Annotated in this window: 19 protein-coding genes; 15 read left to right on the forward strand and 4 right to left on the reverse strand. The window is 53.1% G+C overall.

Annotated elements, in window-relative coordinates:
* Nucleotides 1-166: 166 nt before the first annotated feature.
* The 8 genes from coaBC to DCC81_RS07115 all read left to right on the forward strand — a co-directional run bounded on the left by coaBC (nt 167) and on the right by DCC81_RS07115 (nt 7413).
* A complete protein-coding gene (gene coaBC / locus DCC81_RS07080) occupies nt 167-1390 on the forward strand; it encodes a bifunctional phosphopantothenoylcysteine decarboxylase/phosphopantothenate--cysteine ligase CoaBC (RefSeq protein WP_108685859.1) in 1224 nt (407 codons plus the stop codon).
* Nucleotides 1383-2306, forward strand: a complete 924-nt coding sequence (gene porD / locus DCC81_RS07085; RefSeq protein ID WP_108685860.1) for a type IX secretion system protein PorD — start codon at nt 1383-1385, stop codon at nt 2304-2306. The genes coaBC and porD overlap by 8 nt, the downstream gene beginning before the upstream one ends.
* 76 nt (nt 2307-2382) lie before the next feature.
* Nucleotides 2383-2844 carry a DUF4296 domain-containing protein gene (locus DCC81_RS07090; protein ID WP_108685861.1) on the forward strand — a complete coding sequence of 154 codons (462 nt, stop codon included), beginning with the start codon at nt 2383-2385 and terminating at the stop codon, nt 2842-2844.
* 77 nt (nt 2845-2921) lie between these two features.
* On the forward strand, nt 2922-3623 hold the full coding sequence (locus tag DCC81_RS07095; RefSeq protein WP_108685862.1) for a CoA transferase subunit A: 702 nt from the start codon (nt 2922-2924) through the stop codon (nt 3621-3623).
* A 57-nt stretch (nt 3624-3680) separates the two neighbouring features.
* Nucleotides 3681-4175: a DUF4240 domain-containing protein gene (locus DCC81_RS07100; RefSeq protein WP_108685863.1), complete on the forward strand. Its 495-nt coding sequence runs from the start codon at nt 3681-3683 to the stop codon at nt 4173-4175.
* 38 nt (nt 4176-4213) lie between these two features.
* Entirely contained in the window at nt 4214-4870 is a 657-nt protein-coding gene (locus DCC81_RS07105; protein WP_108685864.1) for a 3-oxoacid CoA-transferase subunit B, read from the forward strand.
* A 327-nt stretch (nt 4871-5197) separates the two neighbouring features.
* The gene (locus tag DCC81_RS07110) at nt 5198-6037 is read left to right on the forward strand and encodes an aminotransferase class IV (RefSeq protein WP_165806465.1); all 840 of its coding nucleotides are present in this window, start codon (nt 5198-5200) and stop codon (nt 6035-6037) included.
* A gap of 65 nt (nt 6038-6102) precedes the next feature.
* The gene (locus DCC81_RS07115) at nt 6103-7413 is read left to right on the forward strand and encodes a cryptochrome/photolyase family protein (protein WP_108685866.1); all 1311 of its coding nucleotides are present in this window, start codon (nt 6103-6105) and stop codon (nt 7411-7413) included.
* Nucleotides 7414-7431: 18 nt separating this feature from the next.
* On the opposite strand, the gene DCC81_RS07120 is transcribed toward DCC81_RS07115, so the two are convergent.
* Both DCC81_RS07120 and mqnB read right to left on the reverse strand, forming a co-directional pair.
* Nucleotides 7432-8217, reverse strand: a complete 786-nt coding sequence (locus DCC81_RS07120) for a 1,4-dihydroxy-6-naphthoate synthase (RefSeq protein ID WP_108685867.1) — start codon at nt 8215-8217, stop codon at nt 7432-7434.
* Between the two features lie 11 nt (nt 8218-8228).
* A complete protein-coding gene (mqnB, locus tag DCC81_RS07125; protein ID WP_165806466.1) occupies nt 8229-8936 on the reverse strand; it encodes a futalosine hydrolase in 708 nt (235 codons plus the stop codon).
* A gap of 134 nt (nt 8937-9070) precedes the next feature.
* On the opposite strand from mqnB, the gene DCC81_RS07130 reads away from it, so the two are divergent.
* The 3 genes from DCC81_RS07130 (at nt 9071) to fabD (ending at nt 11260) form a co-directional block, all read left to right on the forward strand.
* Complete coding sequence (locus DCC81_RS07130) at nt 9071-9481, forward strand: 6-pyruvoyl trahydropterin synthase family protein (protein WP_108685869.1); 411 nt, start codon at nt 9071-9073, stop codon at nt 9479-9481.
* A 21-nt stretch (nt 9482-9502) separates the two neighbouring features.
* On the forward strand, nt 9503-10099 hold the full coding sequence (gene folE, locus DCC81_RS07135; protein WP_108685870.1) for a GTP cyclohydrolase I FolE: 597 nt from the start codon (nt 9503-9505) through the stop codon (nt 10097-10099).
* A gap of 279 nt (nt 10100-10378) precedes the next feature.
* On the forward strand, nt 10379-11260 hold the full coding sequence (fabD, locus tag DCC81_RS07140) for an ACP S-malonyltransferase (protein WP_108685871.1): 882 nt from the start codon (nt 10379-10381) through the stop codon (nt 11258-11260).
* A 317-nt stretch (nt 11261-11577) separates the two neighbouring features.
* Here the strand turns inward: fabD and DCC81_RS07145 are convergent, their stop codons facing one another.
* Nucleotides 11578-12048 (reverse strand): GNAT family N-acetyltransferase, encoded by a 471-nt coding sequence (locus tag DCC81_RS07145; protein WP_108685872.1) that lies wholly within the window; start codon nt 12046-12048, stop codon nt 11578-11580.
* Nucleotides 12049-12167: 119 nt separating this feature from the next.
* On the opposite strand from DCC81_RS07145, the gene DCC81_RS07150 reads away from it, so the two are divergent.
* Nucleotides 12168-12866, forward strand: coding sequence for an NUDIX hydrolase (locus tag DCC81_RS07150; RefSeq protein ID WP_108685873.1), 699 nt, complete (start codon nt 12168-12170; stop codon nt 12864-12866).
* Nucleotides 12867-12946: 80 nt separating this feature from the next.
* Here DCC81_RS07150 and DCC81_RS07155 read toward each other — a convergent pair whose 3' ends face one another.
* Nucleotides 12947-13948 carry a beta-ketoacyl-ACP synthase III gene (locus tag DCC81_RS07155; RefSeq protein ID WP_108685874.1) on the reverse strand — a complete coding sequence of 334 codons (1002 nt, stop codon included), beginning with the start codon at nt 13946-13948 and terminating at the stop codon, nt 12947-12949.
* A 207-nt stretch (nt 13949-14155) separates the two neighbouring features.
* On the opposite strand from DCC81_RS07155, the gene ruvA reads away from it, so the two are divergent.
* The 3 genes from ruvA (at nt 14156) to guaB (ending at nt 23909) form a co-directional block, all read left to right on the forward strand.
* Complete coding sequence (gene ruvA, locus DCC81_RS07160; protein WP_108685875.1) at nt 14156-14743, forward strand: Holliday junction branch migration protein RuvA; 588 nt, start codon at nt 14156-14158, stop codon at nt 14741-14743.
* Nucleotides 14744-15028: 285 nt separating this feature from the next.
* Complete coding sequence (sov, locus tag DCC81_RS07165; protein ID WP_108686499.1) at nt 15029-22189, forward strand: T9SS outer membrane translocon Sov/SprA; 7161 nt, start codon at nt 15029-15031, stop codon at nt 22187-22189.
* 247 nt (nt 22190-22436) lie between these two features.
* Complete coding sequence (gene guaB, locus DCC81_RS07170) at nt 22437-23909, forward strand: IMP dehydrogenase (protein ID WP_108685876.1); 1473 nt, start codon at nt 22437-22439, stop codon at nt 23907-23909.
* Nucleotides 23910-23926 lie beyond the last annotated feature (17 nt).

Here is a 23926-nt window from a genome sequence, read left to right on the forward strand (position 1 = left end):
AACAATTTCCAAAAATCAAACTTTCATAAGGTTTGGCTTTTGGAAATTGTCGTTTGTGGTAGTCACTGCCAATTGCAGCTAAGTCCGGGGCGGAGTTTGCTTTGTCCCTAGGAAATTGTAGATTTGGAAATTGCCCCCTGGGCCGTTGCCGCTTTTCTTTTGCCCTATGTTACAAGGAAAAAAAATTCTCCTGGCCATTTCCGGCAGCATTGCCGCGTACAAAATGGCAACCCTCACCCGCCTGCTTGTAAAAGAAGGTGCGGTTGTAAAGATCATCATGACCCCCAGCGCCACCACTTTTATTACGCCGCTCACCCTGTCTACCCTCTCTAAAAACGAGGTAGTGACCGAGCTGTCGGAGCATAACACCTGGACCAACCACGTGATGCTGGGCCGCTGGGCGGATGTGATGCTGGTGGCGCCCGCCTCTGCCAATACCATTGCCAAGATGGCCCACGGCTTTTGTGATAACCTGCTCCTGGCCACCTACCTGTCTGCCACCTGCCCGGTATGTTTTGCACCTGCCATGGATGAAGACATGTGGCACCACCAGGCCACCCAGGCCAATATCCAGCAACTGCTCAATTACGGCCATGCCCTGCTCCCCGTGGAGAAAGGCGAACTGGCCAGCGGGCTTTTTGGCGAAGGCCGTATGGCGGAACCGGAAACGATAGTGGCCTTCCTGCAGCAACATTTCGCTAAAAATACTACTGCTCCCCAGGCCGCATCCAGCGGGCCGCTGGCCGGCAAGATAGCCCTGGTGAGCGCCGGCCCCACGGTGGAAGCTATTGATCCCGTACGCTATATCAGCAACCGCTCCAGTGGTAAAATGGGTATTGCCATTGCGGAAGCCCTGGCCGATGCCGGCGCCGAAGTAAAACTGGTGCTGGGCCCCACGCATTTGAGCACCAGCCACGCCGGTGTAAAGACCATCCCGGTACAATCGGCCGCGGACATGTTCAGCGCCTGCGTAGCCGAATATCCCATGGCAGACGTGATCGTGATGGCCGCGGCAGTGGCCGACTACCGCCCCGCGCACGTGGCGGATAGGAAGATCAAGAAAGGGGAGGGCGGCATGGTGCTGGAACTGGAAAAAACACACGACATCCTGCGTACCCTGGGTAATAACAAGGCACCGGAACAAGTGCTGGTAGGATTTTCCCTGGAGACCAATAACGAGCGGGAAAACGCGTTAAAGAAGCTGCGGGAGAAGAACCTGGATCTGGTGGTGCTCAACTCCCTGGCCGATCCCGGCGCAGGCTTTAACCACGATACCAACAAGGTGACCCTGTTTGACAACCGCGGTAAAGAAACCGCCCTGCCGCTGCAATCCAAGCAAGCGGTGGCCAGGGAAATTGTGAACGCTATCATTTCATTGCAACATGCATAAACCCCTGCATACCTTACTGGCGGCTATCCTTATACTGACGGGCTTTTCCGCTTCCGCCCAGGAACTGCGCGCCACGGTGAACGTGGTGGCGTCTTCCGTGCAGAACACCACGGACAAGCGGGTGTACAACACGTTGCAAAGCGCCATCAAGGACTTCCTCAACAACCGCCGCTGGAGTGATGACGCCTTTGCACCGGCAGAACGGATAGAGTGCAATTTCCTGCTCAACATCACCGCGGAGGTGAGCTCCGGCACTTACCGGGCCAACCTCACCGTGCAGGCCACCCGCCCGGTGTACAATACCAATTATACCAGCACCCTGTTTAACTTCCAGGACAATAACGTGGTGTTTAAATATGCCGAGTTCCAAAGCCTCGAATTCAGCGATACCCGCGTAGCCGGCAGTGACCCCATGGCGGCCAACCTGACCGCTGTACTGGCCTATTACGTGGACGTGATCCTGGGGCTGGACTACGATTCCTTCTCCCCCCGCGGCGGGGATCCCTTCTTTAAAAAAGCGCTCAACATTGTGAACAATGCACCGGACGGCAAAGACATTGCCGGCTGGAAAGCCTTTGAGGGCAACCGTAACCGCTACTGGCTGATAGATAATCTTACCAATGTGAAGTTTGCACGCTTCCATGATGTAATGTACCAGTATCACCGCCAGGGCCTGGACGTGATGTATGATGATGCAGCACGGGGCCGTGGCGCCATCATCAACTGCGTGAACATGCTGGCTGCCATCAACGACGATGTGCCCAACTCCATGCTGCTGCAGGTATTCTTCCTGGCTAAGAACGAAGAGGTGTTCCGCATCTTCAACCGGGCCACGCCACAGGAAAAAGGAAGAGTGTCACAGCTCCTGGCCTCCATGGATGTACCGAATGCGAATAAGTACCTGCAGCTTAAATAGCCTGCAGGATCATGATCTCACAATTTAACAATCTATCAATTTAACTATCTAATAAAAATACCCATCTTTGCGGCCTATGCGCAACGCGATAGTCCTTATTCTGCTTGTTTTGTGTGTGGCCGCCTGCGGCGACAAAGACCGGGTGCCCAGGCATATCCTTTCCAAAGATTCCATGGCGGCAGTACTGCTGGATATGAACCTGGCAGAAGCTTACGGGCGCAATATGATGAATACGGCCACCAACCGACCGGATACCGGCCGCGTGGCGGATTCCCTGCGGGAGATCCGGGTAAAGACCCTTTACGCGCAGGTATTACAGCTGCACCACCTTTCCGTGGAGGAGTTCATGAAAAGCTACCAGTTCTACGAAAGCCATGCAGACCGCATGGAAGATGTATATAAGATCATGAGTGACACGGCCAATGCGCGCAATACTGCTATAGAAACGCGCCGCCGTGCAGAAGAAATGCCCAAAGTATGGGAGAAATGGTTTCCCCGCAAGGCTTACAGCCGCATCCCCTTCATAGACGGCCATTAACGAAAAAGACATTTCCCCGGCCTTACCCGTATTAAAAAATTACAGTAAATTGAATGCTCCAACCATGGTGCATTCTCATGAACAAAGTATTCCACGACGCAGCCGCGGCGCTGTTTGACATTCCTGATAAAGCCACCCTCATGCTGGGCGGTTTCGGCCTTTGCGGCATTCCTGAAAACGCCATCCGTGCACTGGTAGTAAAGGGGGTAAAAGACCTGACCTGCATTTCCAACAACGCCGGCGTAGATGATTTTGGCCTCGGGCTGCTGTTGCAAACCCGCCAGATCCGCAAGATGCTTGCCTCTTACGTAGGCGAGAACGCAGAATTTGAAAGACAACTGCTTTCCGGTGAGCTGGAAGTGGAACTGATACCGCAAGGCACGCTGGCCACCCGCATACAAATGGCTGGTATGGGCATCCCGGCCTTCTTTACCCCGGCCGGCTATGGTACAGAAGTAGCGGAAGGTAAGGAAGTGCGGGTATTTGATGGCAGGCACTATCTCATGGAGCTGGCCCTGCACGCGGACTTTGCCATCGTAAAAGCCTGGAAGGGCGATACCATGGGCAACCTGGTGTTCCGCAACACCACACGCAATTTCAGCACCTCCATGGCCAGGGCCGGGCATATCACCATTGCCGAAGTGGAAGAGCTGGTGCAGCCCGGTGAGCTGGATCCCAATCACATTCACGTGCCTGGCATTTACGTGCACCGTATCTTCCAGGGCCGGGATTATGAAAAGCGCATCGAAAAAAGAACGGTATCGATCACTAACCGTTAACTGCGCTGCCTGCACATTGACAAACGGGTAACCATTCACCATTAACAATAAACTACTATGGACGAGGCATTATTCTGGCAATTGATCGAAGCTTCCTGGACAGACTCCCCGGAAGATAATGAAGACCGCATAGACGCACTGGAGACCAACGATGAAGATGAGTTGCTGGAGCTGGCAGATACGATGTCTGACGTGATCATGCACAACTACCGCCGCCGGTTGGGTGAGCTGGACAAGCCGTCCATGGCTGCTTTCCTGCGTATCCTGGAGGTAAAGATGTATGAACTGGACCGTAAGGAGATCCACGACCACCTGGATGGCAGTGATGACGGGTTTGTGTATGCCCGCGGCTTCGTGATCTTTATGGGAGAGGAATACTTTAACAAAATAAACGAAGACCCTTCCCAGGGCACCTTTGATACCCGGTGCGAGGAATTTGTGTTTGAAGGCTACAGTATTTACGAGGAGAAATTTGAAGAGCCCTTTGAACGCTACCAGGTGTGCTCCGTGGAAACCGGCTCCAACAAGGAAGGCTGGCCCAAGGAACTCTAACAACGCAAACCACGTTATAAAAACCAATCATACACCACATGTCGCTTGATAAATATGGCATTGCCAAACGAATAGCACAGGAACTGCAGGACGGGATGTACGTAAACCTGGGCATAGGCATACCTACACTGGTGGCCAATTATGTGCCCGCGGGCATTTCCATTATGCTGCAATCCGAGAACGGGATGCTGGGCATGGGGCCCTACCCCGACGCGGACGCCATAGATCCTGACCTGATCAACGCCGGTAAGGAAACTGTGACCATACTGCCGGGAGGCAGCTTCTTTGACTCCGCGGAAAGCTTTGGCATGATACGGGCCGGCAAGGTAGACCTCACCGTGCTGGGGGCCATGGAAGTATCTGACACCGGCGATATTGCCAACTGGAAAATCCCCGGCAAAATGGTGAAAGGTATGGGCGGCGCCATGGACCTGGTAGCCTCCGCGCGCAACATCATCGTGGCCATGATGCATACCAACCCAAAAGGAGAGAGCAAATTGCTGCCCAGGTGCAGCCTGCCCCTCACCGGCGTGGGTTGTGTAAAGAAGATCGTTACCGAAATAGCGGTGCTGGAGGTAACGCCGGAAGGCTTTGTACTGCTGGAGCGCGCCCCGGGTGTAAGTGTGGAAGAAATTATGGCAAAGACGGCCGGCCGCCTGGTGGTGAGAGGAGAGGTGCCGGAAATGAAATTGTAAGTAGTAGGTATAAAATACTTTGCCAGCGCGGATCTTCACGGTCCGCGCTTTTTTATGCAGGGAAACGCCTCCGTGGTGGTGGTTAGGAAAACTAATTAAATATAACCAAGAAGATGGAGTTAGCTTGGAACGCAATGACTCATGGCTGCGATCCTGTTGTTTGGAAATTGTAAGCTGGAAACTGGCCCTCCCGGGATTGAAAATTGTAAGCTGGGAATAGCGCCCAGGGGTTGAAAAATGTGACCTGGAAATTGATTTTCCACTTTATCCGGAGCGCTTTTTTTCGTAACTTACCAGACCTTCTAAGGAGCATTAAAATTACTGCGTGTGCAAACGGGAATACTATGTTATAATGGGCGATTCCAGGCTGCTTCCGGGCCCATCTTTACGGCCGACAACCGTGGTTTTCGCTATGGTGATGGATGCTTTGAGACCCTGAAAGTATACCAGGGAAGAGTGCTGCTGGATGACCTGCACTTTGAGCGCCTCATGGCCAGCGTGCACCTCCTGCACCTGGAAATGCCCAAGTATTTTACCCGGGAATACCTTTCAGACCTGATCATCCAGCTATGTATCAGGAATAAAGCGGAAAAGCTGGCCCGCGTGCGGCTGAGCGTATTCCGCACAGAAGGAGGCCTGTACGCCCCGGAGAATAACCATGCAGAATTTATGATCCAGTGCTGGGAGCTGAGCCGCCAGGTGTTTGAGCTCAATGACAATGGCCTTAGCATAGACATTTACCCCGACAGCCGCAAGACCTGCGAAAAGCTTTCCAATATCAAATCCAGCAACTGCCTGCCTTACATCCTGGCCAGCATGTATGCAAAGCAACATGACCTCAATGATGCCCTGCTGCTCAATACCCGGGGCCGTGTAGCCGATGCCACCAGCAGCAATGTGTTCATCGTTCGGGGCAAAGAGGTGTGGACCCCGCCCTTGTCAGAAGGCTGTGTATGCGGGGTAATGCGCAAACACCTGCTCAACCTGGATACCACCCTGCAGCTGCGGGAACACCCCATTTCCGTGGCAGACCTTGAAAACGCAGATGAAATATTCCTCACCAACGCCATTTATGGCATACGCTGGGTGGAACGTTTCCGCGATAACAGTTATGGTAATGCCACCGCCTCCATCCTGCACGACCTGCTGCACGAAGCGGTGCTGTAAACCAGGAATGACCTCCTTACGTTAGTATATGCGTTAACGTTAGTATCACCTTTTAAATTTCCGGAATGCCAGAAAAAGTATGCCTCTGCTGGTTGCGCCGCGACCTGCGCCTGGAGGATAATGCAGCCCTTTATCATGCATTGGGGAGTGGCTATCCCGTAGTGCCGGTGTTTGTCTTCGATACCAACATCCTCGATGGCCTGGAAGATAAGCAGGACCGGCGCGTTACTTTTATCTACAATGCACTGGCGCAAATGCAGGCTTCGCTGGAAAAACAAGGCAGTACCCTGGATGTATTTTATGGCACGCCCCGGCAGGCTTTTGACCACTGGATGCAGCGTTATGACGTGCAGGCGGTATACACCAACCATGATTATGAGCCTTACGCCACTGCCCGCGATAAAGCTATCACGGCGCAGTTGAAGGAAAAGGGCATCTCCTTCCACCACTATAAGGACCAGGTGATCTTTGATAAAAATGAAGTGCTCAAAGACGATGGAACCCCTTACACGGTATTCACACCTTATAGCCGCAAGTGGAAGTTGCTGCTTACGGATTTTCATGTGAAGTCTTATCCCTGCGGGAAATATGCGAAGCACTTCTTTAAACAGGCCCCGCATATATTGCCCGCTTACAAACAACTGGGGTTTGAAGCAACTGCCAGAGATTTTCCCCGCATAACACTCCCCGAAACCATTATTAAGCACTATGACAAGACCCGTGACATACCCGGCGATCCGCACAGCACCTCCCGCATGAGCGTGCACCTGCGCTTTGGCACCATCAGCATCCGCCACCTGGTAAGCCGGGCGTTACAACTGAACGATACTTACCTGAATGAGCTGATCTGGCGGGAGTTTTACCAGATGATCCTATGGCATTTCCCGCAGGTGGTCACAGAAAGTTTTAAGCCGCAGTATGATCATATCCGGTGGCGCAACAACAAGGCGGAATTTGAAAAATGGTGCAAGGGTGAAACCGGCTACCCCATTGTAGATGCGGGCATGCGTGAGCTGAATGCCACCGGCTTTATGCACAACCGGGTGCGCATGATCACAGCCAGTTTCCTTACCAAGCATTTGCTGGTAGACTGGCGCTGGGGCGAGGCCTACTTTGGCTGCAAGCTGCTGGACTATGACCTGGCTGCCAACAACGGCGGCTGGCAATGGGCCGCCAGCAGCGGTTGTGACGCCGTACCTTACTTCCGCATTTTCAATCCTGCTTTACAAACCACCCGCTTTGACAAGGATTTAAGATACATCCGTAAATGGGTGCCGGAGCTGGATACATTGGATTATCCACCGCCCATGGTGGAGCACGAAGCCGCCCGCAAACGTGCGCTGGCCGTGTATGCGGCGGCAGTGAAGAAGGGGTGAAAATTGTACAATGTACAGTTACCTCACCGCTTCCATCAGCCTGTCCACGGCTGCGTGGCCTTCCTGGCCCAGGTCTATACTGAAATTATTTACGTAAAGATCAATGTGCTGGCGCATCACGTTCTCATCCATTTCCTGCGCATGGTCGCGGATGTAGGAGGAGAGCTGCGGGTATTGGGAGAAGCTGTATTCCACGCTTTCGCGGATCAGGGCATCCAATTGCCGGCGGGTGGTTTCAGGGATACTTTTTTTGATGAAGATGCCGCCCAGGGGGATAGGGTTGCCGGTGGTTTCTTCCCAGTAGGCGCCCAGGTCCATCAGTTTTACCAGGCCTTTTTGCTGGTAAGTGAAGCGGTTTTCGTGGATGATCACGCCCACATCCACCTTTTCATCCAGCACGGCCTGTTCAATGGCGGAAAACACCATAATATCCTTGTTTTTTGCATGGGGGAATGCGGTGCTGAACAGTAAGTTCGCAGTAGTGTTAGCACCGGGGATGGCAATGCGGCAATCCTTGATCTCATCCAGTGCAATGGGGCGTTTGGCAATCAGCAACGGTCCACAGCCGCGGCCCAGGGCAGCGCCACTATTGAGCAGCGTGTATTGATCCTTCACCTTGGCATACACGGCAAAGCTCAGCTTCGTAATATCCAGCCGGCCTTCCAGGGCGCCCTGGTTCAGGGTTTCCACGTCCAGCAGCTGGGTGTCAAAAGAGAAACCTTGGGTATCGATCTTGTTGTTTACCAGGGCATCGAAAATAAAAGTGTCATTGGGACAGGGAGAAAATCCGAGCGTTAGTTTCATATCATGAGCTTTTAGTTGACAATATTTGCATGGGCCGCGGTAGCCGTGAGTTGTTGTACCTGCTGCAGCAGTGCTTCATTGAGGTTTTTCACTGCCAGGCCTATTTTCCATTTGCTTTTGTCGCGCACTTCCACATAGTTGGAGATACAGCGCAGTTGCAGGAAGGGTACGTTTTCCACCAGGCAGGCGTAGTGGAAAGCGGCGCCTTCCATGCTCTCAATGTCTGGCTGGTAGCGGGTTTCCAGGCGGGCTATGGTAGGGGCGCTGCCACTCACGGTGTTTACCGTAACGCCGGTGGCCAGGGGCCAGGCCGGCAGGGCAGGCCATCCTGCAAAGGTATTGACCAGGAATTTTTCCTGGTACGGTGCATCATCCGGCTGGCAGAGGCCTATTTCAAACAGGTCGAGGAATTGCCCGTTGTCTTCGGCGCCCAGGTCACCATTCACCTCCCGGCTGATGGCCACCACGCTGCCTGGTTCCCAATCGTGCCGGAAGGTGCCGGCAATACCGGCCTGCAAGGCAAAGTCCGGCTGCCACGCGGGCAGGCGCTGGCCCAGGGCAAAGGCAGTATGCATAGGCCCAATGCCGGTGATCCAGATAGCGATGGTATGCCCGTTCCACTGGAAAACATCCGCGCCCAGGGGCGTGGCCAGGCTGGTCAGGGCGTTGATAAATGGTTGTATTTCAAGGCGGGTGGCCGCCACGATGGCTAGTTTCATGGTGTAAAAATAGGGGCTTTGCGTGGCATTCACCATTAGAACTGTCCCCCAATTGTAGTTTCTTACCCCCTGCCCGGAGGCAGGGGAGTATATCAGTTCAAAAGTGGTATTTTTGCGGAAATTTTTAAGGAGCAATGATTTATTTAACACGAGTGGAGAACTTCAATGCAGCGCATAAGTTGTCTAACCCGGCCTGGAGCGATGAACAGAACGTAGCGGTATTTGGAAAATGTGCCAATGTAAACTGGCATGGTCATAACTATGAATTGCACGTTACCGTAAAAGGAACGCCTGATAAAGATACTGGCTTTGTTTTCAATGCCAAGACACTGGGCGACCTGATCAAGATCCACGTGATTGAAAAGGTAGATCACCGCAATCTCAATATGGATGTGGATTTCATGAAAGGTAAATTCACCTCCGCAGAAAACCTGGCCATTGGCATCTGGGACCAGCTGACGCCGCACCTGCCGGAAGGGGTGCAGCTGCACTGCATCAAACTTTATGAAACCCCACGCATCTACGTGGAATACTTTGGCGCTTAACGCGATTGCTAAACAAGAAACATGGCTTATCACAAAGAAGAATCTTACGACGCAGCGATTACGCAGGAATTAACCGCACATTATCACGCAGTGATTGGAAAACTTGGTGAGGACCCGGAGCGGGAAGGGTTGTTGAAAACACCGGAACGCGTAGCAAAAGCGATGCAGTTCCTCACCCAGGGCTATAGCCAGGATGCGCGTGCTATTCTGAACGGGGCCAAGTTCACCGAGGCTTACAGCGAAATGGTGATCGTAAAGGACATAGAACTGTACTCCATGTGTGAGCATCATATGCTGCCCTTTTTTGGAAAGGCACATGTAGCGTATATCCCTAACGGTTATATCACCGGCTTAAGCAAGCTGGCCCGCGTGGTAGATGTGTTTGCGCGCCGCCTGCAGGTGCAGGAACGCCTTACCCACCAGGTACTGGATGCTATCCAGGAAACCCTGCAGCCACTGGGCGTGGCCGTGGTGATAGAAGCACAGCACCTGTGCATGATGATGCGCGGTGTGCAGAAGCAGAACTCCGTTACCACTACCTCCGCTTTCTCCGGCCAGTTTGAAGACGGGCGCACCCGCGCAGAATTTATCCGACTCATCGGCGCTAATATTATGTAAGGGTAATAAGTAGCAGGTAGTATGTAGTAAGTGACGTGTGTTAGGTATCAGGTAGCGCAGATGGGCAGCGTATTAAGTACAGCGTGCCAGGACTGCTAGCCTGTTTCCATACCACGCAGCCGCAAAATACTACCTGATAAATCCCTAATACTTATTAAAAATAATTATATATTCGCAGCACTATTTCAATCTTGTAACCGGCAAACATGCGTGGCCGGCATTACTGTGCACACTAACTGATACATAATACCTAATACAACAAACAATTAATACATTTCCATGAAAAATGCATTCGTGTTTCCCGGCCAGGGATCCCAGTTCCCTGGAATGGGCAAAGCGCTGTATGAACAAAACGAAAAGGCAAAAGGCCTGTTTGAGAAAGCCAATGAGATCCTTGGCTTCCGCATTTCTGACATCATGTTCAACGGTACGGATGAGGACCTGAAACAGACCAAAGTAACACAACCGGCGGTGTTCCTGCATTCCGTGATCGCTTTCCTGTGCACGGAGCATGCTACGCCCGATATGGTGGCTGGCCATTCCCTGGGTGAGTTTTCCGCCCTGGTGGCCAATGGCGCCCTTACCTTTGAAGACGCCCTGAAGCTGGTGGCCATCCGTGCCAATGCCATGCAGAAGGCCTGCGAGCTGCAACCCTCCACCATGGCCGCCGTACTGGGCCTGGATGATGAAAAGGTGATTGCTATCTGCGCAGAAATTACCGATGAAGTAGTGGTACCGGCTAACTTCAACTGCCCTGGCCAGCTGGTGATCTCCGGCAGCATCAAAGGCATTGATATTGCTTGCGAAAAAATGAAAGCAGCCGGCGCCAAACGCGCCCTGGTGCTGCCTGTAGGCGGTGCATTCCACTCCCCGCTGATGGCCCCTGCCAAGGTAGAGCTGCAGGCCGCTATTGAATCCACTACCTTCAGCACACCCACTTGTCCTGTATACCAGAACGTGGTGGCCAGCGCAGTGACCAATCCTACAGCCATCCGCCAAAATCTCATTGACCAGCTGACCGGTGCTGTAAGATGGACACAGACCGTGCAACAGATGATTGCAGATGGTGCCACCTCTTTCACCGAAGTAGGTCCCGGTAAAGTGCTCCAGGGACTGGTGCAGAAGATCGACAAAACCGCTACAGTAGCGGGTATCAGTTAAATACGTTCACCGGGTTAATAGTTGAAGCAAAAAGGAAACAGGTGTTGACGGGCTTTGGGAAAGTTCCAGGCCCCGTTTCCAGGTGCCGGTAAATCATAAACCGAAATTCAATTTCCGGGCTGACCGGCGCGGCACGGTAAATACAGCGAATTAAAAAATCCAATCTTCTATCGGTAAGACGGAAGATTGGATTTTTCTTTTGAATGCCCTTAATTATTGGAAAATGTCGTTTAAACAATTATATCTTTAAGGGAATGGATGCAGGGCATGCGCCGTTTGGAACTGGTATTGAGGGTGGCCCGTGATGTTGAACAAGCCTAGAAGTCGATGTGGACATTCACCCATTCATCGTCAAACCGTGCGTTGTATTTTTTATAGAATTTAATGGCTGGTTCATTCCATTCCAGCACCTGCCACATCATGCCGCTGTAGCCTTCCAGGCGGGCACGGATTACCAGTGCATCCAGCAGGCGTTTGCCTACGCCCTGGCCGCGGAACGCTTCCGCAACGATGAGGTCTTCCAGGTATACACGGGAGCCTTTCCAGGTGGAGTAGCGGATGTAATAAAGGGCCATGCCAATGATCTGTGGTGTGCTGTCCGGTAGGCAATGCTCGGCCACGATGGCTTTCCAGATGGGGTTATGACCAAAGCCGGTTTGTTCAAAATGTTCCAGGCTTACCGTCACTTCATCCGGGGCATTCTCGAAGATGGCCAGTTCACGGATCAGCTCCAGCATGCGGGGGCAGTCCGTCTGCGCCGCATCCCGGAGGTGTATACTATCTTGCATATGCTTGTTTAAAAGGTGGTTGAAGGGATGAAGTTACGGCGTAATTGGCGTATCTTGTACGGTAATGTAGCCCTATAGCCTACCACCTTGCGGGCAGGATTTAATAAATAGTTTTTGTTATGAATTTGCAGCAGTCCTTTTATGCCCAGGCTCCGCGCCACCTGGTGGCGGTAGATTGCATCATCTTTGGATTTGAAGATAGCCGCTTAAAATTGCTGATCATGCAACGGAAGGTAGATCCGTTCAAGGGCTCATTTTCCCTGGTAGGTGGTTTTGTGCTGGAAAATGAAAGCACTGCCGATGCCGCCACGCGTGTATTACAGCAGGTGTCCGGCCTCCGGGATATTTTCATGGACCAGTTGCATTGCTATGGAGACGTGAACCGTGATAGCGGCGCCCGCGTGATCTCGCTGGCTTACTACGCCCTCATCCGCGTGGAAGAACATGACCGGGAGCTGGCCGTGCAATATGGTGCGCACTGGATGGGCCTTGATGAGATCCCGGACCTCATCTTTGATCACCGCCAGATGATAGAAGACGCACTGTTCCGCCTGCGGGACAAAGCGCATTTCCATCCCATCGGCTTTGAATTGCTGCCGGAAAAATTCACCCTCTCCCAACTGCGCAGCCTCTACGAAGAGATCTACCAGCGTGTGCTGGACAAGCGCAACTTCCGCAAGAAGATCCTGGCCATGAACATCCTGGAAAAGCTGGAAGAGAAGGATAAAACCACTTCCAAAAAAGGGGCACACCTATACCGCTTTGACAAGCTGAAATACGAACAACTGGCACAAAAAGGATTTGTGTTTGAGATCTAGGAGCAGGGGCGAAAAGGCATAAAAAAACGGCTGCACGCTTTCAAAAGCCTGCAGCCGTTTTCATAAAAAGATGGAGAAAATTACTTGCCACCATTCAACCCCCACTTCACGTAGCTGGCACCCCAGGTAAACCCACCGCCAAACGCAGCAAGCACCAGGTTATCGCCTTGCTTCAACTGGTCCTGGTACTCCCAGAGACACAGCGGGATCGTAGCCGCGGTAGTATTTCCAAAATGGTCAATGTTGATCATCACTTTTTCTTCCGGCAGTCCCATACGCTGGGCCGTGGCATCGATGATGCGCTTGTTGGCCTGGTGCGGTACCAGCCAGGCTACGTCTTCAGACTGCAGTTTATTGCGCTGCATCAGGTCGTAGGCGGCATCTGCCATGTTAGACACGGCGTATTTGAACACCATTTTACCTTCCTGGTACACGTAGTGTTCGCGGTTGGTCACGGTTTCAATGGAGGCCGGTTTTACGGAACCACCCGCTTTCATATGCAGGTATTCGCGGCCATGGCCATCGCTTTTCAGGATGCTGTCCAGCAGGCCATAGCCTTCCGTGCTGGGTTCCAGCAGTACACCACCGGCGCCGTCGCCAAAGATGATGCAGGTAGTACGATCTGTATAGTCAATGATAGAGCTCATTTTATCGGCACCGATCACCAGTACGCGCTTGCAACGGCCACTTTCGATGAAACGGGCACCCGTATCCAGGGCGTAGAGGAAACCGGAGCAGGCCGCGCCAATGTCAAAGCCAAAAGCCTTGGTGGCGCCGATCTTGTCGGCCAGTACATTGGCAGTGGCCGGAAACACCATGTCCGGTGTTACGGTGGCTACGATGATCAGATCCAGGTCATCGGGCTGAAGGCCTTTCTTTTCCAGTATCTGACGGGCTACCGGCACACAAAGGTCGGAAGTGCCTTTGCCTTCACCTTTTAATATCCTGCGTTCTTTAATACCAGTGCGGGAAGTGATCCATTCATCTGTTGTGTCAATGATCTTCTCTAATTCCTGGTTCGTCAGTACATACTCGGGAACATACCCACCCACCGCCGTAATAGCGGCCGTTATTTTGCTCATATTAAAATAAATAAGGTTATAAAACGCGGCGTAAAAATACCATTAAATTCCAAAACCCAAATTTCAATTTCCAAAAACCACCCGTTAGTGGGAGGGAAGAGCGGTCACGGGCCCGTTCAGCCTGCAAATTGGAATTTAAGGTGATCAAAGGCGGTTTAACTCGTTGTAATTCGTAAGTTTGTTGGATATCGAACCTTACAAACCCTTATGATCGCTTACCTCAATGGAAAATTAGCCTATAAATCGCCAGCCTTAGTACACCTCGATGTCAATGGCGTGGGCTATGAAGTGCAGATCAGTCTTCACACGTATTCCCGCATCCAGGCGCTGGACCAGGTAAAACTGCTTACCTTCCTGCACATCAAGGAGGATGCCCATACCCTGTACGGTTTTTTTGAAGAAGCTGAAAAGGCCATGTTCGTGGCCCTGCTGGGCGTATCCGGCATTGGCGCCGGCACGGCCCGTATGATGCTGAGCAGCCTTACCCCCGAAGACCTGCAACGTGCCATCCTCATGGAAAATGAGCGCATGCTGGAAGGCGTAAAAGGCATAGGCGCCAAAACCGCCAAACGTATTATCCTGGAACTGAAGGATAAACTCAAAAAGATTAAAGAAGATATTACACATTTATCTGTAGCCGTTCACAATACAATGGAGGATGATGCGTTAAATGCGTTAGTGACCTTGGGAATAGCCCGTAATATGGCTGAACAAGCTATCCAGAAAGTGATGAAATCCAATCCACAAACACAGGACCTGGAAGAACTGATAAAAAAAGCGCTGAAGAGTCTTTAACTATCGTCTATATCAATTATCGTCGTATATCATTCAATCAAGGTTGAAAGTTGAGCGTCTGTACGCGCCCCAATTTTTAACCCAAACCTTTACCCTGACCGCTATAAAAACCTATTACGCTTGGCAAGGAAGACATATTTCGGTGCTTTTGCAGCAATAGGCGTTGTATCTTTTGTCATTTTTAACACCGCTGCGAGAAATATTAAACACCGGCCCTACGTGCCTTTTCTGCCTGGGATAACCCCCACTGAAACACCGGCCTCCACGCCCCGCACAAATGACAGGATGCTTGCTTTGCACCGGCAGCCTATTCTTACACCCGATACCGCATCCAAGGTGAAGGATACCACTGCCCCTGCAACAGCCGCTGATTCTCTTAAATACCCCATACAAGACCGGCGTGGTACCGCGCTGACCGATCCGCAGCGCAATGCCGTGGACCTCTCAGACCCGAACGCGGTTAAAAAATCCGTGATCTACGACCCGGTGACCAAGCAATACACCGTGTACGAGAAAGTGGGCGACCAATACTACCGCTATCCCACCATCCTCAGCTTTGATGACTATTACAAACTGCAGTCGGAAAGCGACATGGATGACTACTGGCAAACCCGCTCCGGCTCCCTCAGTAACCTGAACCAGCGCGGCAGCGGCCCCACCCTGTACAAGAGCAACAGCCTCTTTGACCGCGTGTTTGGCGGCAATAAGGTGGACATCCGCCCCCAGGGCAACGTGGACCTCACCTTTGGCTACCAGGGACAGAACATCAAGAACCCGGTGCTGGTGGAACAGGCCCGTAAGAACGGCACGTTCAACTTTGACATGAACATCAACATGAACGTGACCGGCCGTATCGGGGACAAGCTGAAGATCATCACTAATTATAACACCCAGGCCAATTTCGACTTCCAGAACCAGATCAAACTGGAGTACACCGGTTATGATGATGAGATCATCAAAAAGATCGAGGCGGGTAACGTAAGCTTCCCGCTCAGAAGCTCCCTGATAGCCGGGGTGCAATCCCTGTTTGGGGTAAAGACCCAGTTGCAGTTTGGCCGCCTCACCGTGACCAGCGTGCTTTCCAACCAGAAATCGCAGAAACAGAACCTGCTGGTGAACGGGGGTGCACAACAACAGGACTTCACCATCACGGCAGACCAGTATGAAGACAACCGCCACTTCCTCATGGCCCAGTTCTTCCGCGACACGTTTAACTACGCCATGTCCAACCTGCCGCTCATCCGCTCCCAGGCAAACATTACCCGCCTGGAAGTGTGGGTGACCAACAAGACCGGTGCCACCACCAACGCCCGCGACATAGTAGCCCTGGCCGACCTGGCGGAGTACAAGCCGTATAACAACAACGTGCATGCCCTTACGGCCAGCAAGGTACCCAACAATGGTACGAACGACCTTTACTCCAATCTTTACAACGATCCTGCTACCCGCAACACCGGTACCGTGGTAAGCCGCCTGCTGGCCATGGGCCTGGTACCCACGCAGGATTTTGAAAAAACATATGCCCATAAGCTCGACTCTACACAATACACTTTCAATAAGCAATTAGGTTTCATCTCCCTGGCACAGCAACTACAGCCGGACGAAGTATTGGGCGTAGCCTACCAGTATACTTACAACGGGCGCGTGTACCAGGTGGGTGAATTTTCCCAGGACGTGCCACCAGACCAGAACGATGCGGCTAATTCCCGCATCCTTTTCCTGAAAATGCTGAAGGCCACCTCCGCCCGCCCCCAGCTGCCCATCTGGGACCTGATGATGAAGAACATTTACTCCACCGGGGCCTATGGCCTTACCCAGGCAGACTTCAAGCTGGATGTGTACTATAACGATCCCGGTGGTGAAGGCCGCGTGCCCAGCTACAAGCGTTACTTCCCGGACGCGGTAGGCCAGTATTCCGGCGCCCCCCTGATCACGGTGCTGAACCTGGACCGCCTTAACTCCCAGAACGATCCCCAGCCCGATGGGGTGTTTGACTACGTGGAAGGCTATACGGTAAATTCACAGACCGGTAAGATCATGTTCCCCCAGCTGGAACCTTTTGCCCAGGGCGTGCGCCCGGCCTTTGGGGGCAATGCTACCCTGGAAAAGCAATATATGTACTCGCAGCTGTACGATTCAATCAAGGTGATCGCCCAGCAGTTTCCCCAGCTGAACCGCTACGTGCTGAAAGGCTCCTTCAAATCCACGGTGAGCAACAAGATCAGCCTCAATGCGCTGAACGTGCCGCAAGGCTCCGTGACCATCACGGCCGGTGGCCAGGTGCTGCGTGAAAACGTGGATTATATCATTGATTATAACCTGGGCCAGGTGACCATCCTGAACCAGGGCATTCTCAGTTCAGGTATGCCCGTGAACGTGCAGTTTGAGAACAATGCCCTGTTTGGACAGCAGGTACGCAACTACTTCGGTACCCGCTTTGATTACCTGGTCAATGATAAACTGAGCCTGGGAGGTACCATTGTGCGCATGAGCGAAAGACCGTACTACCAGAAGGTGAACTACGGGGACGACCCGATCAAAAATACCGTGGTAGGCCTGGATGGTAACTATAGCTCCGACTGGAAAGGCCTGACCCGCTGGCTGGACAAGCTGCCCAACTACAGCACCACCACCATGTCGCACATCAACATGACCGGGGAGGTGGCCCGCCTGTTCCCCGGCCACAATAAACTGGTGAATGCCAGTGGCAGCAAACAAGGGCAGGTGTACATTGACGATTTTGAAGGCGCCCAGAGCAACTATGACCTGAAATTTCCGGCCACCGCCTGGAGCCTGGCCTCTACACCGGCCGGCGCACAGGACGCCAATGGCGCCATCATGTTTCCCGAAGCTGCCATGGACAACTCCCTGGACTATGGCAAGAACAGGGCATTGCTGGCGTGGTACACCATTGAGCCCACCCTGCAGATCCCCAACTCTCCCGGACTGCCGTCTAACATTACAAAGGACGACCAGTCTGACCCGCGTACCCGCCTGGTGTACCAGCAGGAGGTATTCCCCAACCGCAGCACAGACTTTGGCCAGGCACAGCTCAGCACCCTTGACCTGGCGTATTATCCAAAGGAAAGAGGCCCGTATAACTATGAGTACAATCAGGCGCAGATCAATGCCAACGGTACGCTTACCCACCCGGAAAAACGCTGGGCCGGTATCATGCGCGCCGTGGATAACTCTGACTTTGAAACGGCCAATATTGAATACATCGAGTTCTGGATGCAGGATCCTTTTAACTCCAAGACCAACCAGGCCGGCGGCCAGCTGTATTTCAACCTGGGCAACGTGTCTGAAGACGTGCTGAAAGACTCCCACAAGTTCTTCGAAAACGGTATGCCCATCCCGTCGCAGAACCCCACCCAGCTGGATTCTACGGTCTGGGGCCGCATTCCCCGCTACCAGCAGCAGATCACCCAGGCATTTGACAATGACCCGGCTATCCGCGCCTGGCAGGATATCGGTTATGATGGTTTGCGCTCCGACTATGAAGGCACTTACCGCAAGGGTTACCTGGACACGCTGCGCATTAACTTTGGCGCAAACTCCCTGATCTACCAGGAAGCAGTGGCCGATGCCTCTAACGATGACTACCATAATTACCGTGGTGATGATTACGACCGGGAAAAGCTGAACATCCTGCAGCGTTACAAACGTTACAGCATGCCGGAAGGCAACTCTCCCGTGAGCACCTCCGGTTCCCAGTACTCTTCTGCGGCTACCAACATCCCGGAAAGCGAGGACCTGAACCATGATAACACCATGAACGAAACGGAGGAGTATTTCTCTTACCGCGTGAACCTGCATCCAAAGATGCGCGTGGGTTACGACTACGTGGTGGACTCCATCCTGGTAAACCCGCAGCTGGCCAACGGTACCACCGCGCCGGAAGTATGGTACCAGTTTAAAATTCCCATTGCCCAGTACGACCAGCGCGTAGGGGAGATCCCGGACTTTAAGTCCATCCGCTTCATGCGTATGTTCATGACCGGTTTCCAGGACTCCACCGTACTGCGTTTTGCAAAACTGGACCTGGTGCGCAACCAATGGCGCCAGTATGAATACCAACTGAAACCCGGCGACCCGGTGCCTGTACAACCCGGCACTAACTTCAACCTCACCGCGGTGAACATTGAAGAGAACAGCAGCCGTTCCCCCATCCGCTACGTGCTGCCCCCCGGCATTCAACGCCAGAACACTATTAGTACGAACAATACCACGCTGCTGCTGAATGAGCAGTCCTTGTCTGTGCAGGTGTGTAACCTGAAAGACGGAGACTCCCGCGCCATTTACAAGAACCTGAGCATGGACCTGCGCCAGTACAAGAACCTGCAGATGTTCATCCACGCAGAAGCGGTGAATGATCCGAACTCCCTGCAGAGCAAACAACTGAACGCTGTGATCCGCCTGGGTAGCGACTTTGTGGGCAACTATTATGAATACAAGATCCCCCTCACGGTGACACCGTTTGGCGCCGTGCTGGATAAGGACATCTGGCCGGAGGCCAATAACCTGGACGTAGTGCTGACCAAGTTCAGTGACCTGAAACTGAAACGCAATATGGCAGGCGTATCGCCCCTTACACCCTACACGATGGTGGACAGTACTACGGGCAATGCGATCAGTGTGGTAGGTAACCCCAGCCTGGGCGATGTGAAGAGCATCATGATCAGCATTGAAAATCCCGCGGATGATGGCGTGGCCAAATGCGCAGAAGTATGGTTTGATGAGCTGCGCCTCACCGGCCTGGATGAAAAAGGCGGTTATGGCGCCGTGGCCCGCATGGACGTGCAGCTGGCAGACCTGGGTACCTTATCCGTGTCCGGCAATATGCACACCGCCGGTTTTGGTGCGGTAGACCAGAAGGTGAATGAGCGCTTCCGCGATAATTATACCCAGTACGATGCTGCCACCAACCTGGACCTGGGTAAACTGCTGCCCAAGAAAGCAGGCCTGGTGATCCCCGTATATGCCGGTTACTCACAGGCCATCAGCCGCCCGGAATACGATCCGTACGACCTGGATATTAAATTGAAGACCAAGCTGAAAATGGCCACCACCAAGCAAATGCGGGACTCCATCAAAGCGCAGGCAGAAGACTTTACCTCCATCACCAGTTTAAACTTTACCAACGTACGCAAGCTGAACAAGTCCGGCAAGAAACTGAAACTCTGGTCGCTGGAGAACTTTGACTTCAACTACTCTTTCTCCCAGACCAACCGGCATAACCCACTGGTACAAAGTGATGTGCTTACGCGCAACCGGGGCGGCTTTGGCTACAACTATGCCACCTCGCCCAAGTTTATTACGCCCTTCCGTAAGCTGATCAAGAGCAAGTCGCACTGGCTGGCCTTACTGAAGGACTTTAACGTGAACTACAAGCCGTCCCTCATCAGCTTCCGCATAGACCTGACCCGCCAGTTTGGGGCTACCCGCATCCGCAATGTGGGCAGCAACTTCCTGCTGCAGGAAACATACAACAAGTTCTTCACCTTTGACCGTTACTACTCCCTGAAGTGGGACATCACCCACAGCATCAACATCGACTTCATGGCGGTGAACAATGCCCGCGTGGATGAGCCGGACGGGCGCCTGAACACGGCTGCCAAGAAAGACAGCCTGTGGAAAAACCTGCTGCACTTTGGGCGTACCACTAATTACTACCAGACCATCACCGCCACTTACACTTTGCCCACGCAGAAGTTCCCGGCGCTCACCTGGACCAACATTACGCTGAACTATAACAGCCAGTACCGCTGGAATGCCGCGTCCCGCCTGGCCATAGAGCAGGGGAACGCCATTGAGAACGCACATACCATCAATGTAACCGGTGAGTTCAAGTTGGATGACCTGTATAATAAATCCAAATGGCTGCGCAAGTTCAATATCAGGGGCAGCTCATCCAGCAGTAATAACAACCGCCCGATGAACGGCAGCCAGGCCAATAACAAGAAACAGCAGGAAGCCGTCCCTGCAGACGATGGCCTGAACAAAGCCCTGAAAGCAGCTATGCACATTGTAATGGCATTGAAGCGCATTAATGTAAGCTATTCTGAAAATGCCGCCACCGTGCTGCCGGGGTATATGGACAGTACCAAGGTGCTGGGCATGCACTGGGCCACCATGGCGCCGGGTGTAGGCTTTGTGCTGGGAGCACAGCCGGGGGACAAATGGCTGCACGACTTTGCCAACCGGGGTCTTATCACACACGATACCACTTTCAACCTCCAGTTCCAGCAGCAATTTACCCGCGACCTGAAGATCCAGGCCACCCTGGAGCCGGCCCGTGACCTGCGCATTGACCTGAACCTCACGCGCATGTTCACCAAAACCCACTCCGAGTTATTCAAGGATACCTCCGGCTTCAGCACTTACGTGGGCCTTAACCCGTATGATGCCGGTGGGTTTGACGTGTCTTACATTGGTATTAAAACCCTGTTTGGATCTATCAATAAGCAGAACGGGATGTCGCGTACATTCCAGAACTTCCAGGACTACCGCACCATCATTTCCAACCGCCTGTACATCCAGAACCCGTATTCCAAGTATGCGCCCCAGCCCGGCCAGCCCAACGACCCGGCTTACAAGTATGGCTATGGCCGCTATGCGCAGGATGTACTGATCCCGGCCTTCCTGGCGGCTTACACGGGCAAAGACCCGCAGAAAGTAGGCCTGCTGAATGATAACGGCGTTTCCAACGTGAAGAGCAACCCATTCAGCAGCATTAAATCCCTGCCCAACTGGGGCATCACTTACAGCGGCCTGGCCCGCCTGGAACCGTTCAAGAACTTCATGACCAACTTCACGATCACCCACCGCTATACGGGTGACCTGAACATGAGCTCTTTCAACACGGCCCTCAATTATGCGGACCCCCGTATCCTGGGGTACCCCGGCTTCATTGACTCCGTGTCCGGCAACTACATCCCGTACTACCTGGTGCCCAACCTTACGCTCACCGAGGCCTTTGACCCGCTGCTGCGCCTGGATGGTACCTTTATTAATAACGTAGGCGCCAGCATCGGCTTCAAGAAGAGCCGCTCCCTGAGCCTCAGCCTCATTGACTACCAGCTTACGGAAATACGCAGTACTACCTTTGAACTGTCTGGCAGCTACCGCGTGCGCGGCCTGGTGCTGCCCTTCGTGGTGGGCAAGAATGGTTCCCACAAGCTGCAGAATGACCTGAACTTCCGGCTGGACATGAGCCTGCGCGACGATAAAACGGTGAATAACCGCCTGGATGCAGACCTGGTGATCCCCACCAGTGGCCAGAAGGTGATCCAGGTCTCGCCCTCGATAGACTACATCGTGAACAACCGCCTGAACCTCCGCTTCTTCTACGATCGAAGACAGACCATCCCCGTCATCTCCACGTCGTACCCGATCACCACTACAAGCGGTGGGTTAACGTTGCGGTTTATGCTACAGCAGTAGGGGAGGGGGATTTCCAACAAACAATTTCCAACACCAGGAAATCACAATCTCAAAGTTTCTATCTTTAAAATACAGGTCCCGCGCCAGTTGCCTGCGCGGGACTTTTGTTTTACAATAAATTAATATGCAACATTACCCTCGCGGTCCGGGTCTTCCGATTGTCATGCTTTAAACCAGCCGCATGTTGGTTTGCAGAATTATCCTTACATTTGCGTGCAATTATTTTTTAACTGACAAATAGTTGCGCATGCCTGGAGAAAACAAGTCAAAATTCGTAGCAGACGGCCTTACCTTCGATGATGTATTGTTAGTGCCCGCCTACTCCGAAGTCCTGCCCCGAGAAGTAGACATCACCACCCAACTTACCAGAAATATAAGACTGAATATCCCGATGGTCTCCGCGGCCATGGATACCGTAACGGAAGCTACGCTGGCCATTGCACTGGCGCGCCAGGGCGGTATCGGTATGCTGCACAAGAACATGAGCATCGAGAAGCAGGCGGAATTGGTACGCAAGGTGAAACGCAGCGAGAGCGGCATGATCCTGGACCCGGTGACCCTGCGCACGGATGCTACCATTGCCCAGGCGCAGAAAGCCATGCGGGATAACGGGATTGGCGGTATTCCCATCGTAGATAATAACGGTAAGCTGGTGGGCATTCTCACCAACCGTGACCTGCGCTTTGAGAAAGACCAGAGCCGCCTGGTGAGCGACGCGATGACCCGGGAAAACCTGGTAACCGCACCCGAAGGCACCAGCCTGAAACAGGCAGAAAGCATCCTCCAGGAATACAAGATCGAAAAGCTGCCGGTGGTAGATAAATCCGGCAAACTCATAGGCCTCATCACTTACCGCGATATCCTCCAGACCACCAGCTACCCTAATGCAGTGAAAGACGGCTACGGCCGCCTGCTGGTAGGCGCAGCCCTGGGCATCACCGCCGATGTGCTGGACCGTGCACAGGCCCTTCTCAATGTAGGGGTGGACGTAGTAGGGCTGGACAGTGCACATGGTCACTCCCTGGGTGTACTGGAATGTGTGCGCAAACTCAAAAAAGCATTCCCGAAACTGGACGTAATAGCCGGCAACGTAGCTACGGCTGATGGCGCCCGCGCCCTGGCAGATGCCGGTGCCGACGCTGTGAAAGTAGGGGTAGGCCCCGGTTCCATCTGTACTACCCGCGTGGTAACAGGCGCCGGCTTCCCCCAGCTCTCCGCCATCATGAACGCAGCTGATGCCCTGCGCGGCACCGGCATCCCCGTGATTGCAGATGGTGGTATCCGCTACACCGGTGATATGGTAAAAGCCCTGGTAGCAGGCGCTTCCACCGTTATGGCCGGCTCCATCTTTGCCGGTGTGGAAGAAAGCCCCGGGGAAACTATCATCTACGAAGGCCGTAAGTTCAAATCCTACCGCGGCATGGGCTCCATTGAGGCCATGGCAGAAGGTAGCAAGGACCGTTACTTCCAGGATGTGGAAGCCGATATCAAGAAGCTGGTACCGGAAGGCATTGTAGGCCGTGTGCCTTACAAAGGTTACCTCGCTGAAGTGGTTCAGCAGTTTGTAGGTGGCCTCCGGGCTGGTATGGGCTACAGTGGTTCCAAAGACATTGCTACCCTGCAGCAGGCCCAGTTTGTGAAGATCACCGCCGCTACCGTGAAGGAAAACCACCCCCATGATGTGGTGATCACCAAAGAGGCGCCCAACTACAGCCGCTAAGCAACATCATTTCCAGG

The sequence above is a fragment of the Chitinophaga parva genome, from assembly GCF_003071345.1.
Classification (GTDB): domain Bacteria; phylum Bacteroidota; class Bacteroidia; order Chitinophagales; family Chitinophagaceae; genus Chitinophaga; species Chitinophaga parva.

Coding starts and splice junctions, on each gene's coding strand:
- DCC81_RS07130 (WP_108685869.1), top strand. CDS start 9,071: ATGATTTATTTAACACGAGTGGAGAACTTCAATGCAGCGCATAAGTTG.
- DCC81_RS07100 (WP_108685863.1), top strand. CDS start 3,681: ATGGACGAGGCATTATTCTGGCAATTGATCGAAGCTTCCTGGACAGAC.
- DCC81_RS07120 (WP_108685867.1), bottom strand. CDS start 8,217: ATGAAACTAACGCTCGGATTTTCTCCCTGTCCCAATGACACTTTTATT.
- folE (WP_108685870.1), top strand. CDS start 9,503: ATGGCTTATCACAAAGAAGAATCTTACGACGCAGCGATTACGCAGGAA.
- sov (WP_108686499.1), top strand. CDS start 15,029: ATGCTTGCTTTGCACCGGCAGCCTATTCTTACACCCGATACCGCATCC.
- mqnB (WP_165806466.1), bottom strand. CDS start 8,936: ATGAAACTAGCCATCGTGGCGGCCACCCGCCTTGAAATACAACCATTT.
- DCC81_RS07155 (WP_108685874.1), bottom strand. CDS start 13,948: ATGAGCAAAATAACGGCCGCTATTACGGCGGTGGGTGGGTATGTTCCC.
- porD (WP_108685860.1), top strand. CDS start 1,383: ATGCATAAACCCCTGCATACCTTACTGGCGGCTATCCTTATACTGACG.
- DCC81_RS07095 (WP_108685862.1), top strand. CDS start 2,922: ATGAACAAAGTATTCCACGACGCAGCCGCGGCGCTGTTTGACATTCCT.
- coaBC (WP_108685859.1), top strand. CDS start 167: ATGTTACAAGGAAAAAAAATTCTCCTGGCCATTTCCGGCAGCATTGCC.
- DCC81_RS07115 (WP_108685866.1), top strand. CDS start 6,103: ATGCCAGAAAAAGTATGCCTCTGCTGGTTGCGCCGCGACCTGCGCCTG.
- guaB (WP_108685876.1), top strand. CDS start 22,437: ATGCCTGGAGAAAACAAGTCAAAATTCGTAGCAGACGGCCTTACCTTC.
- DCC81_RS07090 (WP_108685861.1), top strand. CDS start 2,383: ATGCGCAACGCGATAGTCCTTATTCTGCTTGTTTTGTGTGTGGCCGCC.
- DCC81_RS07145 (WP_108685872.1), bottom strand. CDS start 12,048: ATGCAAGATAGTATACACCTCCGGGATGCGGCGCAGACGGACTGCCCC.
- DCC81_RS07150 (WP_108685873.1), top strand. CDS start 12,168: ATGAATTTGCAGCAGTCCTTTTATGCCCAGGCTCCGCGCCACCTGGTG.
- fabD (WP_108685871.1), top strand. CDS start 10,379: ATGAAAAATGCATTCGTGTTTCCCGGCCAGGGATCCCAGTTCCCTGGA.
- DCC81_RS07105 (WP_108685864.1), top strand. CDS start 4,214: ATGTCGCTTGATAAATATGGCATTGCCAAACGAATAGCACAGGAACTG.
- ruvA (WP_108685875.1), top strand. CDS start 14,156: ATGATCGCTTACCTCAATGGAAAATTAGCCTATAAATCGCCAGCCTTA.